Annotated in this window: 25 protein-coding genes; 12 read left to right on the top strand and 13 right to left on the bottom strand. The window is 45.6% G+C overall.

Going from position 1 to position 24,755, the window contains the following annotated elements:
* Nucleotides 1–37 precede the first annotated feature (37 nt).
* From rbsK to ACXABW_RS23430, 6 genes are all read right to left on the bottom strand, one after another.
* On the bottom strand, nucleotides 38–958 hold the full coding sequence (gene rbsK, locus ACXABW_RS23455) for a ribokinase (protein WP_252033591.1): 921 nt from the start codon (nucleotides 956–958) through the stop codon (nucleotides 38–40).
* Between the two features lie 240 nt (nucleotides 959–1,198).
* A complete protein-coding gene (rbsB, locus tag ACXABW_RS23450; protein ID WP_457525905.1) occupies nucleotides 1,199–2,077 on the bottom strand; it encodes a ribose ABC transporter substrate-binding protein RbsB in 879 nt (292 codons plus the stop codon).
* 115 nt (nucleotides 2,078–2,192) lie between these two features.
* The gene (gene rbsC, locus ACXABW_RS23445; RefSeq protein WP_457527198.1) at nucleotides 2,193–3,161 is read right to left on the bottom strand and encodes a ribose ABC transporter permease; all 969 of its coding nucleotides are present in this window, start codon (nucleotides 3,159–3,161) and stop codon (nucleotides 2,193–2,195) included.
* Between the two features lie 32 nt (nucleotides 3,162–3,193).
* Nucleotides 3,194–4,699 carry a ribose ABC transporter ATP-binding protein RbsA gene (gene rbsA / locus ACXABW_RS23440; protein WP_457525903.1) on the bottom strand — a complete coding sequence of 502 codons (1,506 nt, stop codon included), beginning with the start codon at nucleotides 4,697–4,699 and terminating at the stop codon, nucleotides 3,194–3,196.
* A 29-nt stretch (nucleotides 4,700–4,728) separates the two neighbouring features.
* Nucleotides 4,729–5,148 (bottom strand): D-ribose pyranase, encoded by a 420-nt coding sequence (gene rbsD / locus ACXABW_RS23435; protein WP_457525901.1) that lies wholly within the window; start codon nucleotides 5,146–5,148, stop codon nucleotides 4,729–4,731.
* A gap of 314 nt (nucleotides 5,149–5,462) precedes the next feature.
* Nucleotides 5,463–6,353 (bottom strand): dihydrodipicolinate synthase family protein, encoded by an 891-nt coding sequence (locus ACXABW_RS23430; protein WP_457525899.1) that lies wholly within the window; start codon nucleotides 6,351–6,353, stop codon nucleotides 5,463–5,465.
* A 289-nt stretch (nucleotides 6,354–6,642) separates the two neighbouring features.
* Here ACXABW_RS23430 and ACXABW_RS23425 point away from each other — a divergent pair, with 289 nt between their 5' ends.
* From ACXABW_RS23425 to ACXABW_RS23405, 5 genes are all read left to right on the top strand, one after another.
* On the top strand, nucleotides 6,643–7,512 hold the full coding sequence (locus tag ACXABW_RS23425; RefSeq protein WP_457525897.1) for a MurR/RpiR family transcriptional regulator: 870 nt from the start codon (nucleotides 6,643–6,645) through the stop codon (nucleotides 7,510–7,512).
* A gap of 305 nt (nucleotides 7,513–7,817) precedes the next feature.
* On the top strand, nucleotides 7,818–8,522 hold the full coding sequence (locus tag ACXABW_RS23420; RefSeq protein WP_457525895.1) for an N-acetylmannosamine-6-phosphate 2-epimerase: 705 nt from the start codon (nucleotides 7,818–7,820) through the stop codon (nucleotides 8,520–8,522).
* Between the two features lie 138 nt (nucleotides 8,523–8,660).
* Nucleotides 8,661–10,160 (top strand): sodium:solute symporter, encoded by a 1,500-nt coding sequence (locus ACXABW_RS23415; protein WP_457525893.1) that lies wholly within the window; start codon nucleotides 8,661–8,663, stop codon nucleotides 10,158–10,160.
* Nucleotides 10,161–10,223: 63 nt separating this feature from the next.
* On the top strand, nucleotides 10,224–10,697 hold the full coding sequence (nanQ, locus tag ACXABW_RS23410; protein WP_457525891.1) for an N-acetylneuraminate anomerase: 474 nt from the start codon (nucleotides 10,224–10,226) through the stop codon (nucleotides 10,695–10,697).
* Nucleotides 10,698–10,836: 139 nt separating this feature from the next.
* Nucleotides 10,837–11,904, top strand: coding sequence for a porin (locus ACXABW_RS23405; protein WP_457525889.1), 1,068 nt, complete (start codon nucleotides 10,837–10,839; stop codon nucleotides 11,902–11,904).
* Between the two features lie 116 nt (nucleotides 11,905–12,020).
* Here the strand turns inward: ACXABW_RS23405 and ACXABW_RS23400 are convergent, their stop codons facing one another.
* The gene (locus ACXABW_RS23400; RefSeq protein WP_457525887.1) at nucleotides 12,021–12,188 is read right to left on the bottom strand and encodes a hypothetical protein; all 168 of its coding nucleotides are present in this window, start codon (nucleotides 12,186–12,188) and stop codon (nucleotides 12,021–12,023) included.
* A 153-nt stretch (nucleotides 12,189–12,341) separates the two neighbouring features.
* Here ACXABW_RS23400 and ACXABW_RS23395 point away from each other — a divergent pair, with 153 nt between their 5' ends.
* Entirely contained in the window at nucleotides 12,342–12,836 is a 495-nt protein-coding gene (locus ACXABW_RS23395; protein ID WP_457525885.1) for a peptidylprolyl isomerase, read from the top strand.
* Nucleotides 12,837–12,887: 51 nt separating this feature from the next.
* Here the strand turns inward: ACXABW_RS23395 and ACXABW_RS23390 are convergent, their stop codons facing one another.
* Complete coding sequence (locus tag ACXABW_RS23390; protein WP_457525883.1) at nucleotides 12,888–13,259, bottom strand: YybH family protein; 372 nt, start codon at nucleotides 13,257–13,259, stop codon at nucleotides 12,888–12,890.
* 124 nt (nucleotides 13,260–13,383) lie between these two features.
* On the opposite strand from ACXABW_RS23390, the gene ACXABW_RS23385 reads away from it, so the two are divergent.
* Both ACXABW_RS23385 and ACXABW_RS23380 read left to right on the top strand, forming a co-directional pair.
* A complete protein-coding gene (locus ACXABW_RS23385) occupies nucleotides 13,384–14,217 on the top strand; it encodes a LysR family transcriptional regulator (RefSeq protein WP_457525881.1) in 834 nt (277 codons plus the stop codon).
* Between the two features lie 135 nt (nucleotides 14,218–14,352).
* On the top strand, nucleotides 14,353–15,369 hold the full coding sequence (locus tag ACXABW_RS23380) for a polysaccharide deacetylase family protein (RefSeq protein WP_457525879.1): 1,017 nt from the start codon (nucleotides 14,353–14,355) through the stop codon (nucleotides 15,367–15,369).
* Nucleotides 15,370–15,505: 136 nt separating this feature from the next.
* Here the strand turns inward: ACXABW_RS23380 and ACXABW_RS23375 are convergent, their stop codons facing one another.
* Nucleotides 15,506–16,027: a MerR family transcriptional regulator gene (locus tag ACXABW_RS23375; protein ID WP_457525877.1), complete on the bottom strand. Its 522-nt coding sequence runs from the start codon at nucleotides 16,025–16,027 to the stop codon at nucleotides 15,506–15,508.
* A 15-nt stretch (nucleotides 16,028–16,042) separates the two neighbouring features.
* Entirely contained in the window at nucleotides 16,043–16,954 is a 912-nt protein-coding gene (locus tag ACXABW_RS23370) for a DMT family transporter (protein WP_457525875.1), read from the bottom strand.
* Between the two features lie 245 nt (nucleotides 16,955–17,199).
* Here ACXABW_RS23370 and ACXABW_RS23365 point away from each other — a divergent pair, with 245 nt between their 5' ends.
* Nucleotides 17,200–17,445: a hypothetical protein gene (locus ACXABW_RS23365; protein WP_252033561.1), complete on the top strand. Its 246-nt coding sequence runs from the start codon at nucleotides 17,200–17,202 to the stop codon at nucleotides 17,443–17,445.
* A gap of 218 nt (nucleotides 17,446–17,663) precedes the next feature.
* On the opposite strand, the gene ACXABW_RS23360 is transcribed toward ACXABW_RS23365, so the two are convergent.
* Nucleotides 17,664–18,329 (bottom strand): class I SAM-dependent methyltransferase, encoded by a 666-nt coding sequence (locus tag ACXABW_RS23360; protein WP_457525873.1) that lies wholly within the window; start codon nucleotides 18,327–18,329, stop codon nucleotides 17,664–17,666.
* Nucleotides 18,330–18,782: 453 nt separating this feature from the next.
* On the opposite strand from ACXABW_RS23360, the gene ACXABW_RS23355 reads away from it, so the two are divergent.
* Complete coding sequence (locus ACXABW_RS23355) at nucleotides 18,783–20,249, top strand: tetratricopeptide repeat protein (protein WP_457525871.1); 1,467 nt, start codon at nucleotides 18,783–18,785, stop codon at nucleotides 20,247–20,249.
* Between the two features lie 106 nt (nucleotides 20,250–20,355).
* On the opposite strand, the gene ACXABW_RS23350 is transcribed toward ACXABW_RS23355, so the two are convergent.
* Both ACXABW_RS23350 and ACXABW_RS23345 read right to left on the bottom strand, forming a co-directional pair.
* Nucleotides 20,356–20,904 (bottom strand): nuclear transport factor 2 family protein, encoded by a 549-nt coding sequence (locus tag ACXABW_RS23350; protein WP_457525869.1) that lies wholly within the window; start codon nucleotides 20,902–20,904, stop codon nucleotides 20,356–20,358.
* An 11-nt stretch (nucleotides 20,905–20,915) separates the two neighbouring features.
* The gene (locus ACXABW_RS23345; protein ID WP_457525868.1) at nucleotides 20,916–21,779 is read right to left on the bottom strand and encodes an alpha/beta hydrolase; all 864 of its coding nucleotides are present in this window, start codon (nucleotides 21,777–21,779) and stop codon (nucleotides 20,916–20,918) included.
* 298 nt (nucleotides 21,780–22,077) lie between these two features.
* Between ACXABW_RS23345 and ACXABW_RS23340 the strand changes: the two genes are divergently transcribed.
* Nucleotides 22,078–22,983 carry a helix-turn-helix transcriptional regulator gene (locus ACXABW_RS23340; RefSeq protein WP_457525866.1) on the top strand — a complete coding sequence of 302 codons (906 nt, stop codon included), beginning with the start codon at nucleotides 22,078–22,080 and terminating at the stop codon, nucleotides 22,981–22,983.
* 529 nt (nucleotides 22,984–23,512) lie between these two features.
* Nucleotides 23,513–24,655, top strand: coding sequence for an MFS transporter (locus ACXABW_RS23335; protein WP_457527196.1), 1,143 nt, complete (start codon nucleotides 23,513–23,515; stop codon nucleotides 24,653–24,655).
* Nucleotides 24,656–24,755: the final 100 nt, after the last annotated feature.

The following is a 24,755-nucleotide window of genomic DNA, read 5'->3' as shown; positions in this document are numbered from 1 at the left end:
GTTACTTCCTTACTTTTACTTTCAAGCGACTCGCGTTTTACGCTCTCTCGCTGAGAAACTCATCCACCTCGGCACGAGTTGGAATAGATGTCTGTGCACCAAAGCGAGTCACAGAAATCGCTGCAGCAGCGTGAGCAAACTTAATCGCTGATTCTAAAGGCATATCTTCCAATAAACCAGTGACCAATGCCCCATTAAAGGTATCGCCTGCCGCCGTGGTATCAGTGGCTTCCACTTTGAAACCTGCAATAAGCTCACCACGCCCATTTTGACTTAACCAAACACCTTTCGCCCCTAAAGTAATCAGAACGATCTCTATACCTTTACGGTGCAGTGCATTGGCAGCTTCCTGCGCCGATTCGTCGTCATTAACCGTGATACCCGTTAGCACTTCAGCTTCTGTTTCATTTGGTGTAATGACATCTACACATTTTAGTAAATTGTCTGGCAGTTCGCGTGCTGGCGCTGGATTTAAGATGACATTAGTACGGTTTTCTTTCGCAACAAGCGCCGCTTTTTCAATGCCGTCTAATGGCGTTTCCAATTGCATGAGCAGGTAATTCGCTTGGCGAATGCGCTCTAAATCTGGTTCAATTGCATCGGCATTCAACTTAGCGTTTGCTTCAGCAGAAATACAAATACTGTTCTCACCGCTATCAGATACTTGGATCATCGCAATGCCCGTTGGGCAGTTTGGCTGCATCTTCACACCCGCGATATTTATGCCATCTAACTTGAATGCTTCGCGAATATTGATACCAAATGCGTCGTCACCCACACAAGCGATAAAGCCAGTGTCAGCATTTAAGCGTGCGGCGGCTACCGCTTGGTTTGCCCCTTTACCACCTGGGATAACTTGATAGTTGCGACCGTGAAGCGTCTCGCCTGGGCGAGGAAATGAAGGCACTTGAAGAACATGGTCAGCGTTAACACTACCTAATACCACTAACTGATTCATACGGTTATCCTCGGTTCTCTGTGAACCTTACTTAATTGAGATACGAATTCATGAAATTCACTGGAAGTGATTCCATATTGGCTGATGGTTGTGGGCTCTCTGTTAAAACAGCAAGAACCCATAAACATCAGCTTTGTTCTCCCCTAACGGTTTGACTATAGGGGGAAAGAGGAGAACAAAGTCAGTGGCTTACCAAACTACGTTAGCAAGCACACTGCTCACCCACTTGGGGTAAGTGAATTACTTAGTAACGACTTTTAGCGGTACTGGGATGTACTCTTCAACTTTGTCGCCTTCTAGTACTTTTGCCGCAGTTTCGATGCCAAGCGCGCCAATAAGGTCTGGTTGCTGTGCCACTGTTGCAGCTAGCTTGCCACGGTTAACCGCTGCAATACCGTCATCGGTACCATCAAAGCCGACAATCATTACGTCTTTGCCTGATGCTTGAACTGCACGTAGCGCACCTAGTGCCATCTCATCGTTTTGAGCAAATACCGCTTGCACGTCTGGGTTAGCTGCAAGCAAGTTTTCCATTACGTTCAAACCTTTAGTACGGTCGAAGTCAGCTGGTTGGCTTGCTAGCAGTTCCATGTCGTTGCCTTTCACTGCGTTCATGAAACCTTCACCACGTTCACGTGCAGCAGACGTACCTGCAATACCTTCAAGTTGGATAACCTTAGCTTTCTCGCCTACTTTTTCCATGATGAAGTGACCCGCCATTTCACCGCCCACTACGTTATCTGACGCGATGTGGCTAACAACTTCACCACGGCTTGCGCCACGGTCTAGCGTTAGTACTGGAATGTTAGAACGGTTTGCCATGCGAATTGCATTCGATACCGCATCTGAATCCGTTGGGTTGATTAGAATCGCTTTTACACCACGAACCGTAAGATCTTCCACGTTTGAAAGCTCTTTGCTTGGGTCATTTTGCGAATCTAGAACGATTAGGTCGTAACCTAGCTCTTTTGCTTTTGCTTCAGCGCCATCTTTCATCGTCACAAAGAATGGGTTGTTCAGTGTCGATAGTACAATCGCCATCGTATCTTGCGCGTGTGCAGACACAGAAACAGTGGAAGACAGAAGTGCAGCAGAAATAAATGTTGCTAGTTTTTTCATCGTTATAGTCCTTTTCGTAGGGGAGAGCCAAATTACCCTGTTAGTAAAAAGTTCGTTGGCTCAGTTTTATCCGTACTGTCTAATTTCGTACGTAATTATTGGAAATCGTTAAGATTTACTTGTTTTTGTTATCAACCAATACTGCCAAGAGAATAACCACTGCTTTGGCAATCATTTGGTAGTAAGAAGATACGTCGAGTAGGTTTAGGGCGTTGTTCAGGAAACCGATGATCAGTGCACCAATCAAAGTACCCATGATTCGGCCTTTACCCCCCATTAAGCTGGTACCACCGAGAACAACCGCTGCGATTGCATCCAGTTCGTAACCCATACCCGCAGTTGGCTGAGCAGAAGACAAGCGAGAAGTAATGATGATGCCCGCAAGCGCTGCCAACATACCGCAGATGGCGTAAACACCCATCTTCACGCGGTCCACATTGATGCCCGATAGACGCGCCGCAGATTCGTTACCACCCAGAGCGTATACGTAGCGGCCAAAACGTGTATGGTTAAGTAAGTACCATGCAGCAGCAAATACAATCACCATCATCCATACCGGAACTGGGATACCTAATGCGTAACCTGTACCAAACCATGCAAACGCATCTGCGGTATCGGTAAAGCCAGTCGAGATTGGGCGGCCGTCGGTGTAAACCATGGTCACACCACGTAGCAATGTCATCGTCACCAAGGTAGCGATAAACGCCTGAACCTTGCCTTTAGCGATAATGATCCCGCTGATCGCACCAAGCGCAGCACCGGCAACAAGAGACGTTGGTACGGCTATCATTACAGGCACTTCCATGCCAATAATGGTGGCGGCGAAAGCGCCACAGAGTGCGAGTACCGAACCCACGCTCAAATCGATGCCAGCAGTTAAGATAACCAAGGTCATACCCACTGCGATGATTGCGTTCACCGATGTTTGACGCAGAATATTAAGAATGTTGTCTACGGTAAAAAAGTTCGGGTTTAAGAAAGACACCACAACAATCAAAAAAAGTAAGGCAATCAGTGACTTTTGTTCAATTAACCACTCTTTGCTAAATAGCTTTTTACTGTTTTGTTCGGCTGTATTATTCATAGCATTGGTCGCTTTGTTTGTAGCATTCACACTCATGCTGCTTCCTCGTTCATCTTTTTACCTACCGCACACGCGAGTAGTTTCTCTTGGTCGGCATCTTTGGCATCAAACTCGCCGCTGATACGCCCTTCGTGCATCACCATGATGCGGTCACTCATCCCAAGCACTTCCGGCATTTCAGACGACACCAAAATGATGCTCATGCCTTCCGATTTAAACTTGTTGATCAGCTGGTAAATTTCTTTTTTAGCCCCAACGTCTACACCACGCGTCGGCTCATCTAGAATCAACACCTTAGGCTTAGTCATCAGCCCTTTTGCAATCGCTACTTTCTGCTGGTTACCACCAGACAAGTTGCCAATGATTTGATCGCGAGTTGGTGTTTTGATGTTGAATAAGCGAATGAAGTCTTCAACCGCAATCACTTCTTCATTGTGTTGAATTTGGCCGCCTTTGGTCAGCTTATCGAGTGCACATAAGGACATGTTCTCTTTAACAGATAAGCCCAAAACCAAGCCATCGCCTTTACGGTCTTCAGAAATATAAGCAATGCCATTCGCCAAGCCATCTTGTGGGCTTACTGGGTTAATGGTTTTATTATCAAGATTAATCACGCCGCGCTCACTAGGTAGAGCTCCGTAAATCACCTTCATCAGTTCGGTACGCCCTGCCCCCATAAGGCCAGACACACCAAGAATTTCGCCGCGCTTAAGCGTAAAACTCACATCGTGAACGCCAGAGCCGGTCAGGCCAATCACTTCAAGGCAAGTATCACCGTGGCGTACATCAATACGTGGGTACTGCTCTTCTAATTTACGCCCTACCATCATTTCGATCAGGCCGTCTTCATCAGTATCCGACACTTGGCATTCACCAATGAATTTGCCATCGCGCAGCACAGTGATGTCATCACAGATCTCGAAGATCTCTTTCAAACGGTGAGAGATGTAAACAATGCCGCAGCCTTGGTCGCGAAGTTCATTGATTACCTTAAATAGAGATTCAGTTTCCGTATCGGTTAGCGCATCGGTCGGCTCATCCATGATGATCACCTTAGATTCAAAAGACAGTGCTTTTGCAATCTCAACCATCTGTTGCTCACCTAGGCTTAAATCACCAAGCAAGGTTTTAGAACTGTGTTTGACGTTCAAACGAGCAAGCAGCTTGTCCGCTTCTTGATACATTTTGCCCCACTGAATGCGCCCCATCGCGCCAGTGAACTCTCGCCCCAGAAAGATGTTTTCTGCGATAGTCAGTTCAGGGATCAAGTTCAGCTCTTGGTGAATGATGCTGATCCCGGCTTGTTGAGAATCGCGTGGGCCTTTAAACGCTGCCGATGCACCTTGGTAATGAATACTACCGGCGTCCAGTGAGTAAATGCCTGTTAGCACTTTCATCAGCGTCGACTTACCAGCACCGTTTTCACCCATCAGCGCCATAACGCGGCCTGGATAAACATTGAGGCTTGCTTTGTCTAGGGCTTTCACCCCTGGAAAAGCTTTTTCAATTTCGCTGAGTTGTAAAATGGCTTGAGTCATGTCATGTCCTCAATTCGATATCGAAAGCGTTAAAATACAACGCCAGCTTGGAAAATAACGTTGGCGTAAGGCGTGCATTCACCCGTTCGCACGACTGCACGGCTCGACTGCGTTCTTACTTTGAATTCTTCGTGAGACACGTAGTGAATCTCGATGGATTTACCCGTGCATTCTTCTTCTGATTTTAGTTCTTTAATAAGTGCACTGTGGTGCTCTGGGCTAACAGCAGCAAACTCTTCAGCGATCACAACACCTTCAACTTGAGATTCCGACAGAATCACTCGCACTGTCTCAAGGAAACTTGGTACGCCATGGGTCAAGGCTAAATCGATGCGCTGCACATCATCAGGAATAGGCAAGCCTGCATCACAAATAGTGATTTCATCGGTGTGGCCTAGCGTCGCAACTAAATACGATAATTCGGCATTGATGAGAGTACTTTTTTTCATTTCTCGACCTTAATTTTGGGCTACGTTAAGACTTCATATGAGTGCTTGTTCTTGTGAAACTGTTGTCATTTTGCTTTGAGAAAACACCCATCGAAACGTTTCGATGAAAGAATAATGCACAAATTTTGTTTTGCACGACTCACCGAATCAATGTGTGATTTTGATCTTTGAAATGTTTTGAAACAGGCGGGAAACGGTGAACGGGATCACTGAGAGAGTTATCAATAAGTGTGGTTTAGAGCCAAAAAATAGCCCGAACTAATCCTTAGTTCGGGCTATCGACTCACTAAACGTAGGCAGTTAGTAAGTTAATTTTATAGGAAACCAGCTGCGCGCATTTTGCTTACTACCACTTCCTTTTGCTCTGCGGAAAGAGGAAGCAGTGGCAGACGAGCATCGCCCGCGTCGATATCGTGCAGTGCCATTGCAGCTTTACCCGCAGAAACGCCACCGAACTCCACCAGCACTCGAATAAGAGCAATAACTGTATCCATTTTTTCGATAACTTGAGCGTGTTCGCCTTGCTCAAACGCTTCGATGATCGAATTGAAGTGTTTCGCTGCGTAGTTATAGGTACTACCTACCGCACTTTTCGCACCAACCGCTAGCGCGCCAGGTAAATGCTCATCTACACCCCATGGAATATCGAACTTACCATCACATGCACGCAAGCAGCGTTGGTATTCGTATAAGTCACCGCTGTTGAATTTCAGGCCAGAAAGGTTTGGAATCTTCTTGTCTGCTTGGATAAGGAACTGCTCCATATCTAGATTTACGCCAGACATGCCAGAGTGGTAATAGTAGAAACCTTTTGAAGGTGCCGCTGCCGCAACGGTTGCACAGTACTCAACTAATGCTTCAACGCTGCCCGGTTTGAAGAAACAAGGGCCGATCGCCGAAGTCGCAAGAATATCGATAGTTTCAGCGTGCTTAGTCAGTTCTAACGTGTCTACAATGCTAAGCGCACCAGTGTGGACAATAATGTCTAGCTTTCCAGCACTCGCCGATACCCAACGCTCAGCAATCGCTTTGCGCTCTTCGACACTACAGTGAATGCCTTCGCCTGTAGTACCACAAATGTATACGCCGCTTACGCCATCCGTGATTAAGTGCGCAGCGATCTTGTCGATCTCGCTAAAGTTCACTTGGTTGTTACTATCGAACGGAGTGTGTGGAGCAGCAATTAGGCCAGTTAGTTTTTTCATGTTTTCCTCTCGGCATACCGAAGTAGCGGAATGATATGAAGCAATACTTCATAATTAATTTGAAAAGTGGAGCTGCACTTATATTATGGAGCTAAATTTCATGATTCAACAAAAATAATGGCGTAAAAGCCAAAATGTGACCTCGGCACAATTTTTTTCTTCACTAAACCCCTTTAAAACTCAGCGTTGCTATGAAAATGGGTTATCATGCTTTCATGGAGTATAACTTCATAATGTCATTAATATATGTCATTATGGCTTTAATTACCGAGTGAATAAGAGCGAAAGTATGACCAAACCGCAGATCAGAGCTGGAAACATTTTGGATACCATTGGTAGCCTGTATAACAGCTTGACGCCCTCTTCTAAACGCATCGCCGATTACGTGACAGCCAACCCAGAGCAAATCAGCACATTTTCTATTGCTGAACTTTCGCAAGAAGTGAACGCTGGCGACGCAACCATCATTCGTTTCTGTCGTACACTTGGGTTTAATGGCTATCAGGATTTCAAACTAATGCTGGCGGTAGAAGTATCTAACGCCAAAACCGTAGAACCTTCCATTCTCGATACCGACGTCACACCGGAAGACAGCCCAGAGATGATTGGCAAAAAGCTACAGTCGTCCATAGATCACGTACTATCGGAAACGTTGAATCTACTGAACTTCGCAGAGCTAGACGCCGCGGCAGAGTTAGCCAAAAACGCTAACGCCATCTATTTCTTCGGCGTAGGTTCATCCGGTATTACGGCTGAAAGCGCCAAATATAAGTTTATGCGTATTGGTCTAAATGTTGATGCTTACACCAACAACCACTTCATGTACATCAAGGCTTCTCTATTGAAACCTGGCGACATCGCTATTGGTATCAGCCATTCTGGTGACTCTACAGAAACCACTAAAGCATTGAAGCTTGCCAAAGATAACGGCGCGACAACCGTTGCTATTACTCATAATCCACGCTCAGCGATCACCAAATACGCAGACAAAGTTCTGGTTAACGGTAACCGACAAGGCCAACTTCAGGGCGACTCTATTGGTACCAAAATCTCTCAGCTATTCGTACTGGATTTGATGTATACCCTACTCGTTCAGCGCGATATTTCTGGCACATTCGATATCAAGCTGAAGACCACAGAAGCCATTTCACAGCAGTAGTAACTTCTCCACTCCAATCACCTTACTAAGAGCCCCAGCATTCCGTTGGGGCTTTTTTTACTCCATTAAAAACCATTCACCAAAATAATATTCTAAAACAGAATCATTCATAAAACATTGAATGTGAATTTATTTCACATATATTCAATAACTTAAGATCGATATACCGGCAATGGACAGTGAGGCAAGAAAATAATTTTGAGAGGTTAATCTCCATTTCGAACAATGATCGTTGAAGTTTCACTCCAAAACAACAAAATGGAGTGAAACTTACATGGCATTATCTCATTTGGAGTTTAGCTTACATGCAACACTTATCACATCCTATTCTTGCAACTCTCTCAAGGGGCTTTGTTTCTTCTTGCCAGCCTGTTGATGACGGACCAATGGATAAGCCTGAAATCGTCGCCGCCATGGCTCACGCGAGCGTACTTGGTGGTGCAGTCGCTTTAAGAATTGAAGGCGTAGACAACCTAAAAGCCGTTCGCCCACTGGTTTCAGTGCCAATCATTGGAATTGTTAAACGTGACCTTGAAGGCACAGACGTACGCATCACGCCTTTCGTTGAAGACGTCATCGCACTTAAAGAAGCAGGCGCTGACATCATAGCGATCGACGCAACCGATCGCGCTAGGCCAACTCCTGTCGCTCAGTTAGTCGACACCATTCACAGCCTAGGCTGCTTAGCGATGGCAGATTGCTCCAACCTAGAAGAAGGCTTACACAGCCAAGAATTAGGCTGCGAAGTGATCGGGACAACTTTATCTGGCTATGTGGGTGGGCCAACACCTACCGAGCCTGATTTCGAGTTCATTACTGAACTGGCGAAAAGAGGCTGCTTCGTAATGGCGGAAGGCCGATTCAACTCACCAGAGCTCGCATCTCAAGCAATTTCTGCCGGAGCGTCTTGTGTCACTGTCGGCTCTGCGATAACCCGAATTGAACACATATGTGGTTGGTTTGATAAGGCCGTGTCTGACGCGAAACAGCTAAAACAAGAAATCGCTTAGCCACGACACTCCGTCACCGAAAATATTAATAAAACTTTGAATAAATCGGCCAAGCAGTAGCGGGAAAACGCTGCCAATCACAGTATTACTGGCGCTGCTTTGCCTACAATTAAATCCTACAACAAAAGGTTTACCCTAATGGAAGCAAGTTCATTTGGCACACTAAACTATATCGCTTTGATAGTTTATTTAGGTGCAATTATGGGAGTCGGCGTTTACTTCGCGAAGCGCCAGAAATCAGCGGATGATTACTTTAAAGCAGGCGGACGAATTCCGGGCTGGGCAGCTGGCTTCAGTGTATTCGCCACTACCCTTAGCTCTATCACCTTCATGTCGATCCCTGCGAAAGCATACACCGACGACTGGACATTCCTCATCGGTCAGTACATCGCGATTGCGATCTTGCCGATCGTGTTTTGGTTCTACATTCCTTTCTTCCGTAAATTGAACCTCACTTCCGTTTACGAATACCTAGAGCGTCGCTTCGACGTGAAAATGCGCCTATTCGGCAGTATTTCATTCATGCTGTTCCACATTGGTCGTATCGCTATCGTGACTTACCTAACCGCTCTAGCGCTGATGCCATTCATCGACATGAGCCCACTCACCATCGTATTCTTGATTGGTGTTCTCTGTATCATCTACACCTTCTTGGGTGGTATTGAAGGCGTAATTTGGACCGACGTAATCCAAGGCATCATGCTGTCTGGTGCGGCTATCCTTATCTTCCTAGTGATCTGTTTCAACGTTGATGGCGGCGTCACTGAAATCTTCAGCATGTCGGCTCGCGAAGGTAAATACTTCCCAGCAGAACAGTTCCGTTGGAGTTGGAGTGAAAGCACGATTCCTGTTCTTATGATTGGCTTCTTCTTTGCGTCTCTACAGCAATTCACCGCAAGCCAAGACGTTGTACAACGTTACATCGTGACCGACAACATCGAAGAAACTAAGCGCGCACTTATTACTAACGCAAAACTGGTTGCGTGTGTGCCAATCTTCTTCTTCGCGGTAGGTTCAGGCTTGTTTGCTTACTATTCACAAAACCCAGCACTTCTACCAGAAGGCTTCAACACAGGTGGTATCTTACCGTTCTACGTAATTTCACAAATGCCAGCGGGTGTTGCAGGCCTGATTATTGCCGCTATCTTTGCAGCGTCTCAATCGAGTATTTCAAGTAGCTTAAACAGCATTGCGGCATGTTTCACTTCAGACATCTACGAAAAAATCAGTGACCAGCCATCGGCAGAACAAAAGCTGAAAGTAGGCCGAATCCTAACTGTAACAGCAGGTATTCTTGGTGTGTGTGCATCTACGTACCTTATCCTTTCAAACGAAAGCGAAATTTGGGATGCGTTCAACAGCCTACTTGGCCTAATGGGTGGCCCAATGACAGGTCTATTCATGCTGGGTATCTTCGTACGCAAAGCGAATGCATCTAGTGCACTAGTTGGTGTGGTTTCAAGTATCGCGACGGTTGTGTGTGTACGTTACTTCACTGACCTGAACTTCTTCTTCTACGGTGTGGTTGGCACGTTAATAGTAGTCATTGTGGGTTACCTAACTGCGCCACTGTTTAAAAACACGTTAAGCGACGCAGACAAAGAGCAATTGACTGTGGGAAAGCTCGCTAAGGCGTAACCAACCGTGCAGGGCTCGGCAGAGAGCCCTTGCAACCTACCCTAGAATTTGGAGATACCCACTGTGATTTACGGTCATATTCAACACCATAACGTTAACCAATATTTGCCAAAGCCAATCTTACGTTGCTTGGACTACTTACAAACCGTCGACTTGATGGAATTGGAAGTGGGTCAACACATCATAGATGGCGACGATATCTTCGCTAACGTCATGGAATTCAACACGACTCCAGCCGAAAGCAAACAGGCTGAAGTCCACCAAGACTATTTAGATATTCAATGCCTTATCTATGGTGAAGAGCGCATTCAATTTTGCAACGAATCACCAAAGAACCTTCCGGCGACCGACTACGATGCCGAGAACGACTTCTTCTTAGTCGGCAACATGACCGACGCCAGCGAAGTGGTTCTACAACCAAGCATGTTTGCGGTGTTTTTCCCGGGAGAGCCCCACAAACCCGGCTGCGAAATTGCTCAGCCTGAAAAGCTCAAGAAAGTGGTAGTGAAACTCCACAAGCGTTTGCTCGCTAACTAACAACTTTTACTAATACACGTTATCGCCCTCCTACTACGCCATTTCTAATGGCGGGGGCTTTGTCGTGCCAAAAACAAGCAAATACGGATATTTGCGAGTGAAACATTAGGGATATATCTCTACAAAAGTGGTACTTAAAATGAAAAAAACTTTACTTGCTCTGGCGCTGGCTCCGGTTGCTCTACTGCCTATTACCTCTCAAGCAGCACAAATTTATAAAGCAGAAGATGGCTCAGTGTTGAATATGTATGGTCGTGTCCAAGGTGATTTCAAATATCACGATGAGCACAGCAACCCAGCCGCAGATGGCGATGAAAAACTGAACGGTTCCGTCAGTGCTCGTGTTGGCTTCAACGGCCACCAAGTGATCAACGACGATTACTCACTCATTGGTCAGATGCAGTACCAATTGGTTTCAAACGATGACGACGCAAGCATCGATTGGCAAGCTCGTTACGTGTGGGCAGGTATCGACATGAACGAAAATGGCCGCATCGAAACAGGCCGTGTGCTGTCGGTAGTGACGCTGTTCTCTGATATTGGTGATATCTTCTCTACTGGTGGCGACCCAGTTGCGGGTTACCACGTAGGTACCGTTGACTCCAGTGCTGCGCTTATCTTCCGTCAAAACGGTACGTTCCAATACCGTAACGAAATCGGCAACTTGGCATTCGGTACAGCACTTATCACCAATAGCAACGTTGATTACGGTTACAACGCGGCAGCACGTTACACCATCGACATGGGTGATGCAGGTATCCTAAAACCAGCCGCAATGTTCCAGTACAACAAATCTGACGATGCAAGCGCCGACGTACAAGATTACCAAACTTGGGGCTTGGGTTCGCAATACTTCCTTGGCGGCCTATACCTAGGTGCGGCATACACCCAAGAATCAATGGGGCTTAGAAACAGCAGCGACAATGCCGACACAACAGGCTACGACTTCCGTGCAGCATACGATTTCGGCGACTGGGTTGTTCGTGCGGGTTACCGTTACTTAGCCCTAGATGAGTCAACCAACGGCGAAGATGTGATTGAAGATGCAATTCAAACTGAAGTGCAGTACCGCCTGACGCGTCAATCGTCAATCTTCTTGAACTACACCGACAACAAAGGTGGCAACTCAGACATTACCTCTTCTGGCGCAAGTGTTTCTGGCCAGAAAGGCGCAGTGTTCACCACCAGCCTGCGTTACGAGTGGTAATCACTCAGTCCATAACTACGTAATGCGGTACCTCCCCTATAGGTACCAATAAAAAGCCGAGCCCTAGTCCAGCTCGGCTTTTTCCTTTCTACTTTTAGCTTCGGAGTTTTTCTCCCCTATTCGGGCATATCGTCCTTTTTGCTTTGAGCTTCTACGTGCCAAAACTCAGTCGGGTCGAAGTTTTCATCACAAAGGTCGATGCTAAAACCCATTTCAGATATTTCTTTGAGAGTGAGGTTGTCTGCCATTCTGGCAATTTCACCTCGGCTGTTGCGGAGTTCCATAGTGTTTCTCCTTACTGACTTGTTCACTGTAATTATAGTGAAGAATTACTAGGGTCGGTCCCAAACGTAAGGTAAATATCGCTGGGGAATAACCCGTTATTTACACGGTTTTCGGTATATACTTGCCGCAGTTTACCTTTCGGAATGCAAGTCATGATTACCTTACATACCAACCTTGGCGATATCGTCATTGAGCTCGACCTTTCCACAGCTCCAGTCAGTGCTAAAAACTTCCTGCGCTATTGCAAAGAAGGCTTCTACACTGGCACCATTTTCCATCGAGTGATTCCGGGCTTTATGATTCAAGGCGGCGGTTACGATAACAACTTACTAGAAAAGCCAACCCGACCAGCCATCGTCAACGAAGCCAATCGCGGCCTAAAGAATAAGTTGGGTACTATTGCGATGGCCCGTACCGAAGCGCCTCATTCTGCAACGTCGGAATTTTTCATTAACTTGGCCGACAACGATTTTCTCGACCATACAGCAACCACCAATAAAGGCTGGGGCTACGCTGTGTTTGGTAACGTAGTTGCAGGGATGGATGTGGTAAACGCCATTGCTGCGATTGAAACCACCGCCAAGCAAGGGCATGAACACGTGCCAATCAGCACCATTACTATTGAAGACGTCACGGTGACTGAATAAACAAAAATGCCTGTGAACAATCACGGGCATTTCTTAACTTTAAGCCTAATTCTAGCGCTCACCGAGCACTTCAAACTCATCGTATTCTAGCCTTGCTTTACCGTCTGCTTGCAACTTCCAATGCTCTTTGTGCACCACGCCGTAGGCTTTGTTCATCGTCCAGCTAGAGGTTAGGATAAATCCGTCTTCGCCTTCTGCTGTCCATTCCACGTCTTGATACTCTACGTTCGAAAAACCTTGGTCGATGATGCCTTGCCAAAAGTTTTCGATTGCTTCGCGCCCAACAAACGTACCAAAAGGTTTAGCAACCATTGTCGTGCCTTCTGCGTACTGCTGTGCACACCCTTTCGCGTTGCCGTGATTGAAAGCTGATTGCCAAGCTGAAATACCCGCTTTACATGCGTCTAAAACTGAATTGTTCATGTTTGTTCTCCATTGCTGTTGAATCCAATATTAGCGATGGAATTGACCAAGAAAAACACGCTAAAATAAAATCACTGTTTAATCAAACCGAACAATAACATTCAAACAAATAAGAGATTACGAGATGAATAAGCTCAGACAGATGTCGCTGTTTTTAAATATTGTCGAAGCAGGTTCGATAACCAAAGCGGCCGATAAATTAAATCTCTCTAAATCGGTGCTCAGCCAACACCTTAAACAGTTAGAGTCGGACTTGTCGTTTACGCTATTAAAGCGCACGACACGTCGTCAAACCCTCACTCCTGCCGGCGAGAAGTTCTACCAACATTGCCTAAAAATGCACACCATCGCTGAACGGGCTTGGAGTGAAGTGTTGGAGCAGCAAGAACAACCTATGGGAACACTGACCATTACGGCGCCTCACGCGCTGATGAACACAATCGTGATCCCTGCGTTATCTAGCCAGTTGTCACAGTATCAAAAGCTCTCGTTTAATCTTATCTGCGAAGATCATCACCTCGACCTCATGCAGCATGACATCGACCTCGCCATTCGTGTTGGTGAATCTCCAGACAGCAATTACAGGCAAAGAAAGCTCGGTCAGTTCTCTGATGTACTTTGCCAAAACGTTGGCTCAACAGTGCCACTCAACCAAGCTTGCTACATTGCCAATCACTGGCAAGGCACACACATGCAGCACCAAATTAAAGGCGAAAATGTCGAGTTTCACGCGGTTCACCGCACCAATACAATTCACCAAACCATCGCCATGATTGAGCAAGGGCTGGGCATTGGCGTCGTCCCTGATTTAATGCTCACTCAACATCCTTCACTGCAAGCAATCGAAGCGATTTCAAACGCCAACATCTATGCACTCCACCCGTATTCGGCTTCTGTGCCTATTGGGGTGACTCTGGCGCAACAAGCGATTGAACAGCAGCTTATTCAACACTCCTAACACTCAGCGAGTAACTAAAGTGATTGATTACACACAAATAACAATCACAGTGCCCAATAGCAGCTACAATAAGGTTTATGTTTAACCCTATGATTTGGCAGTGCCAAATTCATCATCGTGAGAGGTTACCTTCCTTTGCTTAAGAAATGTCTACTTCCATTGCTAGCTCTGTCTGCCCCCGCTTCGGCGCAAACCCTAAACATTTTGCTGTACCACCATGTTGCTGATGACACCCCTGCGGTCACCTCAACCAGAGTCGCCGACTTTATTGCCCAGCTCGATAACTTTGAACAGCAAGGTTATGAGATTGTCGATTTGGAACAAGCGGTGAAACAAGTACAGGCTGGAAAACCACTTGAGAAACGAAGCATCGCGCTCACGTTCGATGATGGATTTAAATCGGTTTGCGATACCGCCTACCCTGAGCTCAAAAAACGTGGTTTACCTTTTACGGTATTTGTTACTACCAACCCAATAGACGACAACTACCAAGGTTACTGCAGCTGGGATGAGCTGAAAGAAATGGCTGATAATGGCGTCACCATTGCCAACCACACTCTCGACCACGGACATTTGGTGAGCAAGGCTCTAAAGGACGACAATTGGTTAGAAGCGGTTAAATCCAACATCAACGATGCACAAGCCAAGTTAGAGCAGAAAATCGGCCACGCACCGATGATTTTTGCCTACCCATACGGCGAGTACAATAACGAGCTCAAACTGTGGCTAAAAGAACAAGGCTACATTGCTTTTGGTCAGCAATCGGGTACTGTGGGAACAACAAGCGACTGGCAAGCGCTGCCAAGGTTCAACGCTGCTGGTAACTATGCCAGCATCAGCTCTTTGCGTTTTAAGATCAACGCCTCTGCCCTGCCACTCGATTACGCTGCGCTGCCTGATCCTCAAACGACATCAAGCCAACCAGAGCTAAACATCACCCTGCTGGAATCAAGCGAAGCGTACTACCCGCACTTGCAGTGTTTCATCAATGGCCAACCGATAGACGTAAGCTGGAAATCCGATTTGGAATTCAGCGTCACGCCGCCAGAGCCACTGAGTAATGGTCGCCATAGGCTCAACTGTACCGCCCCTCATAGAAATGGCTCGCCATTCTTTTGGTTGTCTCAACAATGGTTGGTAGACGCTCAATAACCCCATAGACACCATGACCAAAATCGAAAGAGCCAACACTCATGTGTTGGCTCTTTTTAATGACTGAAATGGGCTGTTTAACGACTCGTTACCACATACTTTTGCGTTTCTCGCTCATGACCTCGAGGCTTTAGCACTATTGTTTCGACGCATTGCGTATGGCCTCGATTTCCTCGCGTTCAATGTTCAGCGATTCCAAAAAATCTTGATGAGCCTGTGGCTCCCTTTTTTCGAACTGCTTATGCCAGTTCATCATATCGTCATCGTTCATCCCTGCTCCACGCATGATTTCAACCCAGCGTTCTTTGGTCAGTGCCGCTTGTTCGGGCAGGCTTGGCTCTTCCAACATCATCAATATGGCTTTTTGCTGTTGGCGCAGAGATTGGATCTCCTGCTCTAGCGCATTGAAGTGCCCGCGTAACGCATGCTCTTGTTTGTCATTACCGACACTGTCGAGCAGTGGCGCAATGTCTTGGACGGGTAAACCAAACGAGCGATACGACAAAATACTTTTCAAACGGGCGTGTTCTTTCTCACCATAGAGTCGATAACCACTATCCGTTCGGCTTGCGGGAAACAGTAACCCCACACGTTCGTAATACAATACTGTGGTACGCGAAACCTCGCAGGCTTTCGCGAGTTGAGTAACAGTGAACAATACAACCTCCAGCGGTTAACGCGCTTTAAACAGAATGGGTAGAACAGCACTCAATATCAGCACCGCGATTCCAGCCAATGCTACGATATTTGGGATCTCTGCAAACAACCAATAGCCAAACAACACAGAATAGATAATCTTGGCATACTCTACGTTGGCAACCACATTCGCTTCACCATATTTGTAAGCCGTGATACCAATCCACTGAGCGACAGATGAAATCGCGCCGACACATACTAACAATACCATCTGTTCTAGGGTTGGCCATGTCCAATTAAGCAAGCTTGGCACTAACGCAATTAAACCCACAAATATCGCTTGGTAGGCCAGCAAGGTGATCCTTGGCTCGGTTTGAGCCACCTTACGCACACAGATCACCGCTACCGCCGCACCTAACGCCGACAACAACCCAAGCAGCGTGTAGGTTAACGACGATTGCTCGAAGCTTGGTTGAACCACCAGCATCACACCGATAAAGCCAACGATGATGGTAAACAGGCGCGATGTCGACACTTGTTCTGCCAAGAACATCCGTGAGATAGCCGCAACAAACAATACCTGCGTAAAACCCAGCGCAGTGGCATCTGCCAATGGAATATTGCTCACGGTGACAAAACCGAAATACAAAGCCACAAACGCCCCTAAAATACGACATGTATGCAATTTGAGGTGCTTAGGCTTAAGTAGTACATCCATGTTCTTAACGATAGCAGGCAACAGTAATGCAATGAATACCACTTGGCGCGACAACAAGATCTGGAACAGATCAATGCTGCCACTTAATACACGTACCAGTACCCCGACGATGGTAAAAAGTGCCGTTGATGCCAACGCTAGTGCCACGCCTTTTGTGGTTGCCGATAACTTCTCGAATGCTTGCAATGCAAAGCGATTAGGGTGAGAAACTTTCTGCTGTAACGGTGCCATTTTTACCTCTTATCATAAGCCGAACCCTCAGCCTAAACCCTACACTTGTAGACGGGTCAACGCGCTTTGTTGCCTAAAGCGCTGTGAACGAACAAATAAGCAGCTAGTACCTTTTCGCAAACGGGGGTTATTGGCTGTCGACTATGGCAATTAGCCGCTATGATCGTTAAAGTACACGCAATTAATTTGGCGTGTCGAAATAGGCGCATGAGCCAAGGCACGCGTAAGAACAGCGAGAACAAAGAATGATTGATGACGATCGAATTATTGCCGACCTAGCAGAACTAGAAGCATTTCTAATCACTGTGGAAAGTGGCAGCCTAGGTTTAGCCAACGCAGCAGGCGTCGTGCTAGCAACCAACAACAGCGATGGCCGCCGTTTTGTTGCAGTACTCGATGACAAGCACCAGCTTATCTTAGGCCGTTGGGTAACAGAAGAAGTGTTCCAAACAGGCCAAGACCTAGTTCGCAACGGCCCAACCAAGCAATAAACGAACTCACCAAACGACAAAAGCCACGCAATGCGTGGCTTTTTTGTGTTTGCTGCTGTAGCTCATAATTGGACAAAACTTTGCCAGTCCCTTTGCTAATTCAGCAAGCTATGAATAATCACAGGTATTACAAAGTCGTAGTGAAAGAGCTAATGCAATGAGTAAAATCGCACTAGCAATAAGGTTTTCTTTAGATATGTGGATTAAGTAAGCTTATGTTAAATATGATTTTTTTTGTTTTTACATGAAAACAAAGCCACGCAACCTATGGTCTTAACCTCAACGTTAGAGAAGTGCTCATTTAAAGATTTTGATAGTGACTCAAAATCATCATCAAAGTTGCAAAAAATGCCTTTTTTATTATAGATATTCATTATTTTTCTAGCGAAAAAGTTCACTTCCACATCTTTTCCTAAAATTGTACTGCCAAACAAAACTCCGTCATCATTTAAAAGTTTCTTTAAGTTTTCAAATAAAATACTTTTTTCAACAAAGCTACCTGGTAAACAATGAAGTAAATAGTTAATACTTATGGAATCGAACTTTTCAACACATAGGTCATGCATATTGAGGACGTCGGCCTGATATACCTCTGGCTGGAAGGAGTGGATAGCCTTTTCAGCTTCACTAAGACTATTTCTATTCATATCTAGCAAAGCGATACGCCTTGTTGTTTGAGGAAGGTAATTCTTAAGATAATAACCAGTGCCGACCCCCACATCTAGATGGTTGTGGGATACATAATCAAGAAAGTGATTAGAGATATTTCTAGTCGGACACTTCCAAAAGTAATGATTAGAAACACCTAAAACCCAAAAGTCATATATGGATAAAACTTTCTTTGAATATATAGCTTGCCCTTCTACCGTAGCTCTGTCACTCATAATACCCCCTATTAATATACCGCATGGACTCTCCCCTAGGCATGGAGAGGCACTTAGTTCATAAGCCCCTTCTCTAAACACCTCAAGCAATTTTAAACCTGTTTACAGAGCAAAAATCAGTGTGTGCATTTGAGGTTGATGCTCCGTCAACCAATAGCATTTTGTTGCATAAGAAATAGTATATCAACCGCAGCGATGTCAAAGCGAGTAGAAAATAATCGAAACACGTTCTGAGGCAAAAACGAGTTAAACCTGTCCGTTTGGAATCATACCGTCCCCAAGCTCTGCGTAGCATGTTTAGCAATAAAATATCCCCCCAGTTCGAAAGCAAACACCCAAAGCGCAAGAAGAACACCACTCATCACTCAGCCCTATGTATCGAGCCAAAAAATGGCGAGATATTGATATTTTATGTAACATCTCAATTACGAAGAACTGATACTGAGGATCATAATGAAAGGAATCAAACCTCATCTCATCTTGTGTTGGCTGGCTCTGCTGTTTACTTCAGTAACATTCGCAGGCTACGACGAAGCACTAGCCGCATACAAAGAAAAAAACTATGCGCTCTCTTTAAGCTTGGTAACACCTTTAGTAAACGAAGGGGATGCTGATGCACAGACCCTCTTAGGAGACATGTACTTCTTTGGAAATGGCGTGGAGTTAAATTACGACAAAGCGTTTCGTTTATACGCTAAGGCCGCAAATCAAGGTGAAGTGACAGCAGAGTTCAACCTTGGCTGGTGCTATGAGTATGGTTTAGGAACCAAGAAAGACTGGCAAAGAGCAAAAGAATTGTACGAAAGAGCCGCTTATAAACTCTCAGCTAACGCAGCATATCGTTTAGGTCGCATCCACCAATTTGGCCTAGGCGATACTCAAAAATCCATAGGGATGGCAAAGGCTTTTTATGAGATCGCAGCTAAACAGGGGTACAAAGATGCGCTTTATATCTATGCGAAGATCGCAGAAAAAGATCTAGAAAAGGTAGCTCTTACTGACGATGAAACTGTTACTGCAGAGAAAAAGCAAAATTCATACAAAGAAGTCGCAATGTATTACAGAGAAGCAGTGTTGCTAGGGGACAAAGATGCCCCAAATGAACTCGGCCGGATGTATGAACGCGGCAGGGGCGCGGCACAGAACCTTCAAAAAGCACACGACCTCTATCTACTTGCAATCGAAAAGGGCGATAACTGGGGCTATGCAAACCTTGGCTATTTGTACTCTTATGGCGGAGGAGTAGATAAAAATCGTCAGCTAGCACGTAGTCTCTACAAAAAGTCTGGAATACGAGATAAAAGTGAAGATGGACTGCCCCACTTTTTCTCCGGGGTAAAACTGAGCGATGTTAGTGATGATTTTGACTTACCGGCAAGATTGACATCAGACTGCTTAGTCGGTGATGAAACTCTGTTCGGAATATCATTGAGGTGTGGGACACAATCCGAGTTTGTAGAGTCGTTGATGCAAAAAGGGGCCTCACTCATAGAGACTAAGAAACATGATGAACACGTCGAACTTCAATTTGACGTTTCCAGTTTTGTTGCCGATGCAGAAAAGCTTACTTTGTATTTTGATCACAAAGAACGATTCATTGTGGGCGAATACCAGTTTAAAGTTGGCACAGATGTAGAGGCACTACGAAAACGAGTAGTGCGTAAACACGGTTCGGTGCACTCGACGGAAGGTGATATAGATTATTGGCGAAAAGAGGACGGTACCAATATCGCGCTAGGTGTCCCCCAAGACAGCCAAAATAACCAACTCGCATATGTAACAGCATTAAGCGAGAGAATTATGTTCTTAGAGTATCGAGCCACAGCCAAGGAAATGAAAAAAAGGGCTCGTCAACAACGGATAGACGCCGTTGCCGAGAACGAAATAAGAGTAAAAGAAGAGGCACTTGATGCATTTTAAGCAAGTCGATGGAAGCGACGGTATTGAGTGTAGTTTGTGAAAACTTTCTTCCTACTAGTAAATAGAAACTCCCGTTGGGAGTTTCTATTTATGCTTTAACACCCTATCAATAGCTTACTTTGAGCGCTTCACGAGCTTTGAAATTCTGCGCGGCGTGCTTGGGCGCTTCTGCTAACACGTCACGGCTTCCTTGCTCTGCTTCTCTGTTCAGCTTCACTGATGTAATTTGCCAGTTGTCTTCTGTTCGCTCTAAACCAAACTCGTATTCACCCGAAACCGCCCAAAAGCCCCCTTCACCTAACCAGTGGCTAGCAGTAAAGTCCACCGTCGCATTTGCTTTATCACCATTAATAGTGACGTTCAGATTGCTCAAGTCATGGAATGTCGCATCAAACCCCGGTAGGAATCCCGCCCACTGCTGCATCAAATCTTGACGTTTGACTTGTTGGGCTTCTCCGCCAAACAGTGTGGTGTAGTCGACTGTCAGCTCGGGTGCGAACAACCTGCCTAGATATTCAAACGCTCCTTGGTCTGCAAGAGCAGAAAAGCTGTTAATGTTGCTGCGAATCTTAGCTTCATCCAAAGTCGTAGTCTGTGCGTTCACGTTCATTGCTAACACTCCTATAAGCAGTAACCAGTATTGTTTTAGATTCATCACACGCTTCCTTATAGGTTCGCTTCGAAGTGTTCGGCCACTTCATCGACAGCCAGTTTTACCGCGAGTGGTTGGTCGTAGAAATCAAACTGGTTGATGTCGTATAGCCATACTGCGTTAACATTGCTGCCTGCGTACTCTATGTAACGGTGAGCTCCGGCTGGCAAAGCCATGGCTTCAGATGCCACCATGAGTACTGGCTTATCTTGTTGCGCTGCGCTTGCTTGAGCATCGTAGCTCAACCACCCCGTCCAAGATGCAACGTTGAATTGGTTGTCATACTCGGGGATCAATCCGCGATCTGTTTCTGTGTAGTAAGGCGCTTGGAACATCAGGGCATTCTCATTCGTTGTACTTGCTGCTTCAATGTACGCAGGCGTTGCTGAACGTGCGGCTTCGTCCGCTGCCGCGAGTAGACTCTTCGCGCTTTCTTCACCACCGTAGATTTCGGTTGCCATCGCTTTGTCGTGTAACCAAGGGGCAACCACTGCTGCTGCTTTTATTTTGCTGTGACCTTTAACTGCGTCCAACATGTAACCTGCCGATGCGCAGATACCTAAACCACCGATGCGTGAGGCATCAACACCATCTAATTGACTTACCGCTTCAATCACTGCGCGAATGTCTTCTGTTTTGCGTACAGGATCTTCTAGGTACAAGACTTGGTCTTTACTCTCGCCCCAGCCTCGGAAATCGAAGGTTAATGCTGCGTAGCCTCGCTCTGCCAATGCTTGAGCGTATACCGCTGGCATTTGCTCTTTCACCGTTGTCCATGCGCCAGTCACAATCACTACTGGCGCATTTTTCACACCTTTTGGCAGGTAAAGGTTCGCGGCTAGTTGGCCAACTTGAGTATTAAGTTCAATTTGTTTCATGGTGGTTTCCTCCGAGGCTAGGTTAATGTGGTGATCATTTGCAGAAACTGGGGAAGCAAAAATGGTAAACGGCAAACTGCTCAATAGTAATAAAAGCGATTTCTTAAACATGGCGTCCTCTCTGTCTTATGTGTGCTGACCGGCTAACTTGGCTATAGATTAGCCCCACCTAACCAAAGAAGATTGAACAATCCTGCCCGAGTTTTTGTACTTTATTGCGCCTCTATCTGAGAGTTGACGAAGTGTGCAAAACTCAGCTAATTTCAGCTAGTAAGTGCAAGAAAACAAAGGATTGAAAATGAAGTCTGAGATTAAGTTTTATGACTTTGAATCTAACGCCCTATCAAACTGCGGCGATGTGTTGGATATAGAGTTTTCTAACCATGGATTGGACTGGGTGGGCATACTAGTAGAAAAAGGGACGTCTCCATATTTCTATCCGAAAAATGTGTTTACCCCTTACTTCTACTTCGCTTTGGCGCTAGAGAAAGATTTGAATTGGAGCGTCGAAAATGATGGTACATTCGCCGATTTGAAAACCAGCCCGGGTAACATTTGGATTAACCCGCCTAGAACCCCGTTTACCCATGACGTGGCAGAACCTTGTTACTTCGTGATATTGGCAATTGAAGAGCAGGAGTTTTTCTCACGTTGCCCGTTGAATATAGAAGGAATTGAGCTGCAGTTTTTGAACAATTACAACGTGTTAGATGAAGCCGTCAAAGGCATCATTGAACTGTTTATGCTGGAAGCAAAAGCCAAAGGGCGCAATGGCAAAACCTACCTCAACAACTTGATCTCGTTGCTGGCAACCCACTACATTCAGAACTACTCCAACTATTTTGATCTTAAGAACAACCAACAGGCTGCATCCAAATTCGACCAACATCAAGTCGACAAAATTGACCATTACATCGAAAGCAATATTGGACGCAACATCGCGGTAGATGATTTAGCGGATTTACTCGGTTGCAGTAAGTTTTACTTTCTGAGGGAATTTAAAAAGTTCATTGGTGTAACACCTTATCAGTACTTAATGAGCAAGCGTTTAGAGCAGGCACAGGAGGCACTTTCATCTAGCTCCGCGAATATCGCCTTAACAGCGCACGAGCTTGGCTTCAATGATCAGTCCCACTTTACTCGTGCATTCAAAAACCAATTTGGTATGACGCCGGGCCAATTCGTTAAACAACAAAAAGACTAGTGTATCGGCGGGCCAACTCATCTGATTGTAAGCAAAGCATATCGGCCCCCTCACCTTACCAGAAGCTTCACGGTGCTATTTCGACCTTTCGTATTTGTAGCCCACGGCAACGCTTAAACAACCCTCTCAATTTCCCAATAGTGAAGCCCACTAGCTCGCTTCCCATATAACACCACGAACAAAACATAAGTATTTCGGATGAGAAATTCGCGCAATGAAAATCGTCCTGAATACTCACCAACCTCAAGAAATAACATTCCAAAAACGATCGCGTAACAAAATATTAACCACGTGTATTATCTTCGTGTTCTTGATTTGAGTTGCATATCGTAACCAAGCACTGAGTACAATTTTATTTCATGAGGATCTGAACATGAACGGAAAACTACGCACAGCTTTGTCACTAAAGCTTAAGAAGCAAAATATCTCTGACCAACCTCCAAGATTGGTACGTTCAAATGCCGCATTTGAATCGGCAGCTTAAATGATGCACTGGATTCGAGCTTTAACATCGCGGAGTTCATTCGCCATGTTGGTGATTATCGCCATCGCGTCGGTGATAGCAAATACGGGGTGGCGCGTTGTTATGAATAACTTTGCCGTCGATACAGTCGGCATGACGGGTGCTGATGTGGGTATCTTGCAGAGTGTTAGGGAAATCCCTGGTTTACTCTCATTCACCGTATTGTTTTTGTTGTTCATCGCCTCAGAGCAGAGAGTTGCGGTATTGTCGGTTGCAACATTAGGACTAGGCGTTGCGGTAACGGGATACCTACCTTCGATTTATGGTTTCTATTTCAGCACCACAATTATGTCGATTGGTTTCCATTACCTAGAAGCAGTAAACAAATCACTTTCGACACAATTGCTAGCGACTGAAGATTTCAGTGAATCAATGGGGAAGATTCGTTCTGCGGCCTCATTTTTCTCGATGGTGACTTTTCTAGGCATAATGGTCGCGAGCTATCTTTTCGAGGTTTCTGATAAAGCCATATTCTTTACCTGTGGCGCAATCTGTTTCTCGCTGGCAGTCTATTTGATTACCTTTAGAGATACTCACACAGAGGTTAAGCAACACACCAAACTGATTGTGCGCCGCGAGTACACGACATACTACATTCTGACGTTTTTGAGCGGAGCAAGAAGACAGATCTTTGTCGCATTCGCTGGTTTGCTGATGGTCACTAAGTTTAGCTACACGATCCCCATGATGGCTGCTTTATTTATGATATCTAGCTTAGCGACCACGGTTGCTCTGCCTTATGTTGGGCGCTTTATCGATCGCATTGGAGAGCGGCGAGCTTTGATCATTGAGTACGCAGCACTAGTGTTGGTGTTTCTATCTTACGCATTTGTAGATGATCATTATGCAGCCGCTGGGCTATACATTATCGACAGTATCATTTTTAGCTTTGCAATAGCCTTAAATACTTACTTCAAGAAAACCATCAGGGAAGATGAAGTCGCTTCAACGGCAAGTTTGTCGTTCACAATCAACCATATTGCCGCAGTGTTCCTACCGTTTTTGCTCGGAATAATCTGGATGTCTGGGTATCAGTGGGTGTTTTTGACAGGATCCGTGATTGCTTTAACAAGCCTATTGGTATCGCTGACCATCGGAACGAAATGGCATCAACGAATTAATGGATTTGAAGAGTTACAGAAGCAATAGTGCAAGTGAAAAGGCGACTCGTATAGCCATTTAAAGCCATTGAATCTGTTCCTACATTGTGAATATTAAACCCTGCGAGATTTACTTTATAGTCCCTGCG

It is taken from the genome of Vibrio paucivorans, assembly GCF_054053395.1.
This window is presented reverse-complemented; position numbering and strand designations above follow the sequence as displayed.

Bases quoted from the DNA above. Each gene is read 5' to 3' on its own strand.
- rbsK (WP_252033591.1), bottom strand. From the start codon at position 958: ATGAATCAGTTAGTGGTATTAGGTAGTGTTAACGCTGACCATGTTCTT.
- rbsB (WP_457525905.1), bottom strand. From the start codon at position 2,077: ATGAAAAAACTAGCAACATTTATTTCTGCTGCACTTCTGTCTTCCACT.
- rbsC (WP_457527198.1), bottom strand. From the start codon at position 3,161: ATGAATAATACAGCCGAACAAAACAGTAAAAAGCTATTTAGCAAAGAG.
- rbsA (WP_457525903.1), bottom strand. From the start codon at position 4,699: ATGACTCAAGCCATTTTACAACTCAGCGAAATTGAAAAAGCTTTTCCA.
- rbsD (WP_457525901.1), bottom strand. From the start codon at position 5,148: ATGAAAAAAAGTACTCTCATCAATGCCGAATTATCGTATTTAGTTGCG.
- ACXABW_RS23430 (WP_457525899.1), bottom strand. From the start codon at position 6,353: ATGAAAAAACTAACTGGCCTAATTGCTGCTCCACACACTCCGTTCGAT.
- ACXABW_RS23425 (WP_457525897.1), top strand. From the start codon at position 6,643: ATGACCAAACCGCAGATCAGAGCTGGAAACATTTTGGATACCATTGGT.
- ACXABW_RS23420 (WP_457525895.1), top strand. From the start codon at position 7,818: ATGCAACACTTATCACATCCTATTCTTGCAACTCTCTCAAGGGGCTTT.
- ACXABW_RS23415 (WP_457525893.1), top strand. From the start codon at position 8,661: ATGGAAGCAAGTTCATTTGGCACACTAAACTATATCGCTTTGATAGTT.
- ACXABW_RS23405 (WP_457525889.1), top strand. From the start codon at position 10,837: ATGAAAAAAACTTTACTTGCTCTGGCGCTGGCTCCGGTTGCTCTACTG.
- ACXABW_RS23400 (WP_457525887.1), bottom strand. From the start codon at position 12,188: ATGGAACTCCGCAACAGCCGAGGTGAAATTGCCAGAATGGCAGACAAC.
- ACXABW_RS23395 (WP_457525885.1), top strand. From the start codon at position 12,342: ATGATTACCTTACATACCAACCTTGGCGATATCGTCATTGAGCTCGAC.
- ACXABW_RS23390 (WP_457525883.1), bottom strand. From the start codon at position 13,259: ATGAACAATTCAGTTTTAGACGCATGTAAAGCGGGTATTTCAGCTTGG.
- ACXABW_RS23385 (WP_457525881.1), top strand. From the start codon at position 13,384: ATGAATAAGCTCAGACAGATGTCGCTGTTTTTAAATATTGTCGAAGCA.
- ACXABW_RS23370 (WP_457525875.1), bottom strand. From the start codon at position 16,954: ATGGCACCGTTACAGCAGAAAGTTTCTCACCCTAATCGCTTTGCATTG.
- ACXABW_RS23365 (WP_252033561.1), top strand. From the start codon at position 17,200: ATGATTGATGACGATCGAATTATTGCCGACCTAGCAGAACTAGAAGCA.
- ACXABW_RS23360 (WP_457525873.1), bottom strand. From the start codon at position 18,329: ATGAGTGACAGAGCTACGGTAGAAGGGCAAGCTATATATTCAAAGAAA.
- ACXABW_RS23355 (WP_457525871.1), top strand. From the start codon at position 18,783: ATGAAAGGAATCAAACCTCATCTCATCTTGTGTTGGCTGGCTCTGCTG.
- ACXABW_RS23350 (WP_457525869.1), bottom strand. From the start codon at position 20,904: ATGAATCTAAAACAATACTGGTTACTGCTTATAGGAGTGTTAGCAATG.
- ACXABW_RS23345 (WP_457525868.1), bottom strand. From the start codon at position 21,779: ATGAAACAAATTGAACTTAATACTCAAGTTGGCCAACTAGCCGCGAAC.
- ACXABW_RS23340 (WP_457525866.1), top strand. From the start codon at position 22,078: ATGAAGTCTGAGATTAAGTTTTATGACTTTGAATCTAACGCCCTATCA.
- ACXABW_RS23335 (WP_457527196.1), top strand. From the start codon at position 23,513: ATGTTGGTGATTATCGCCATCGCGTCGGTGATAGCAAATACGGGGTGG.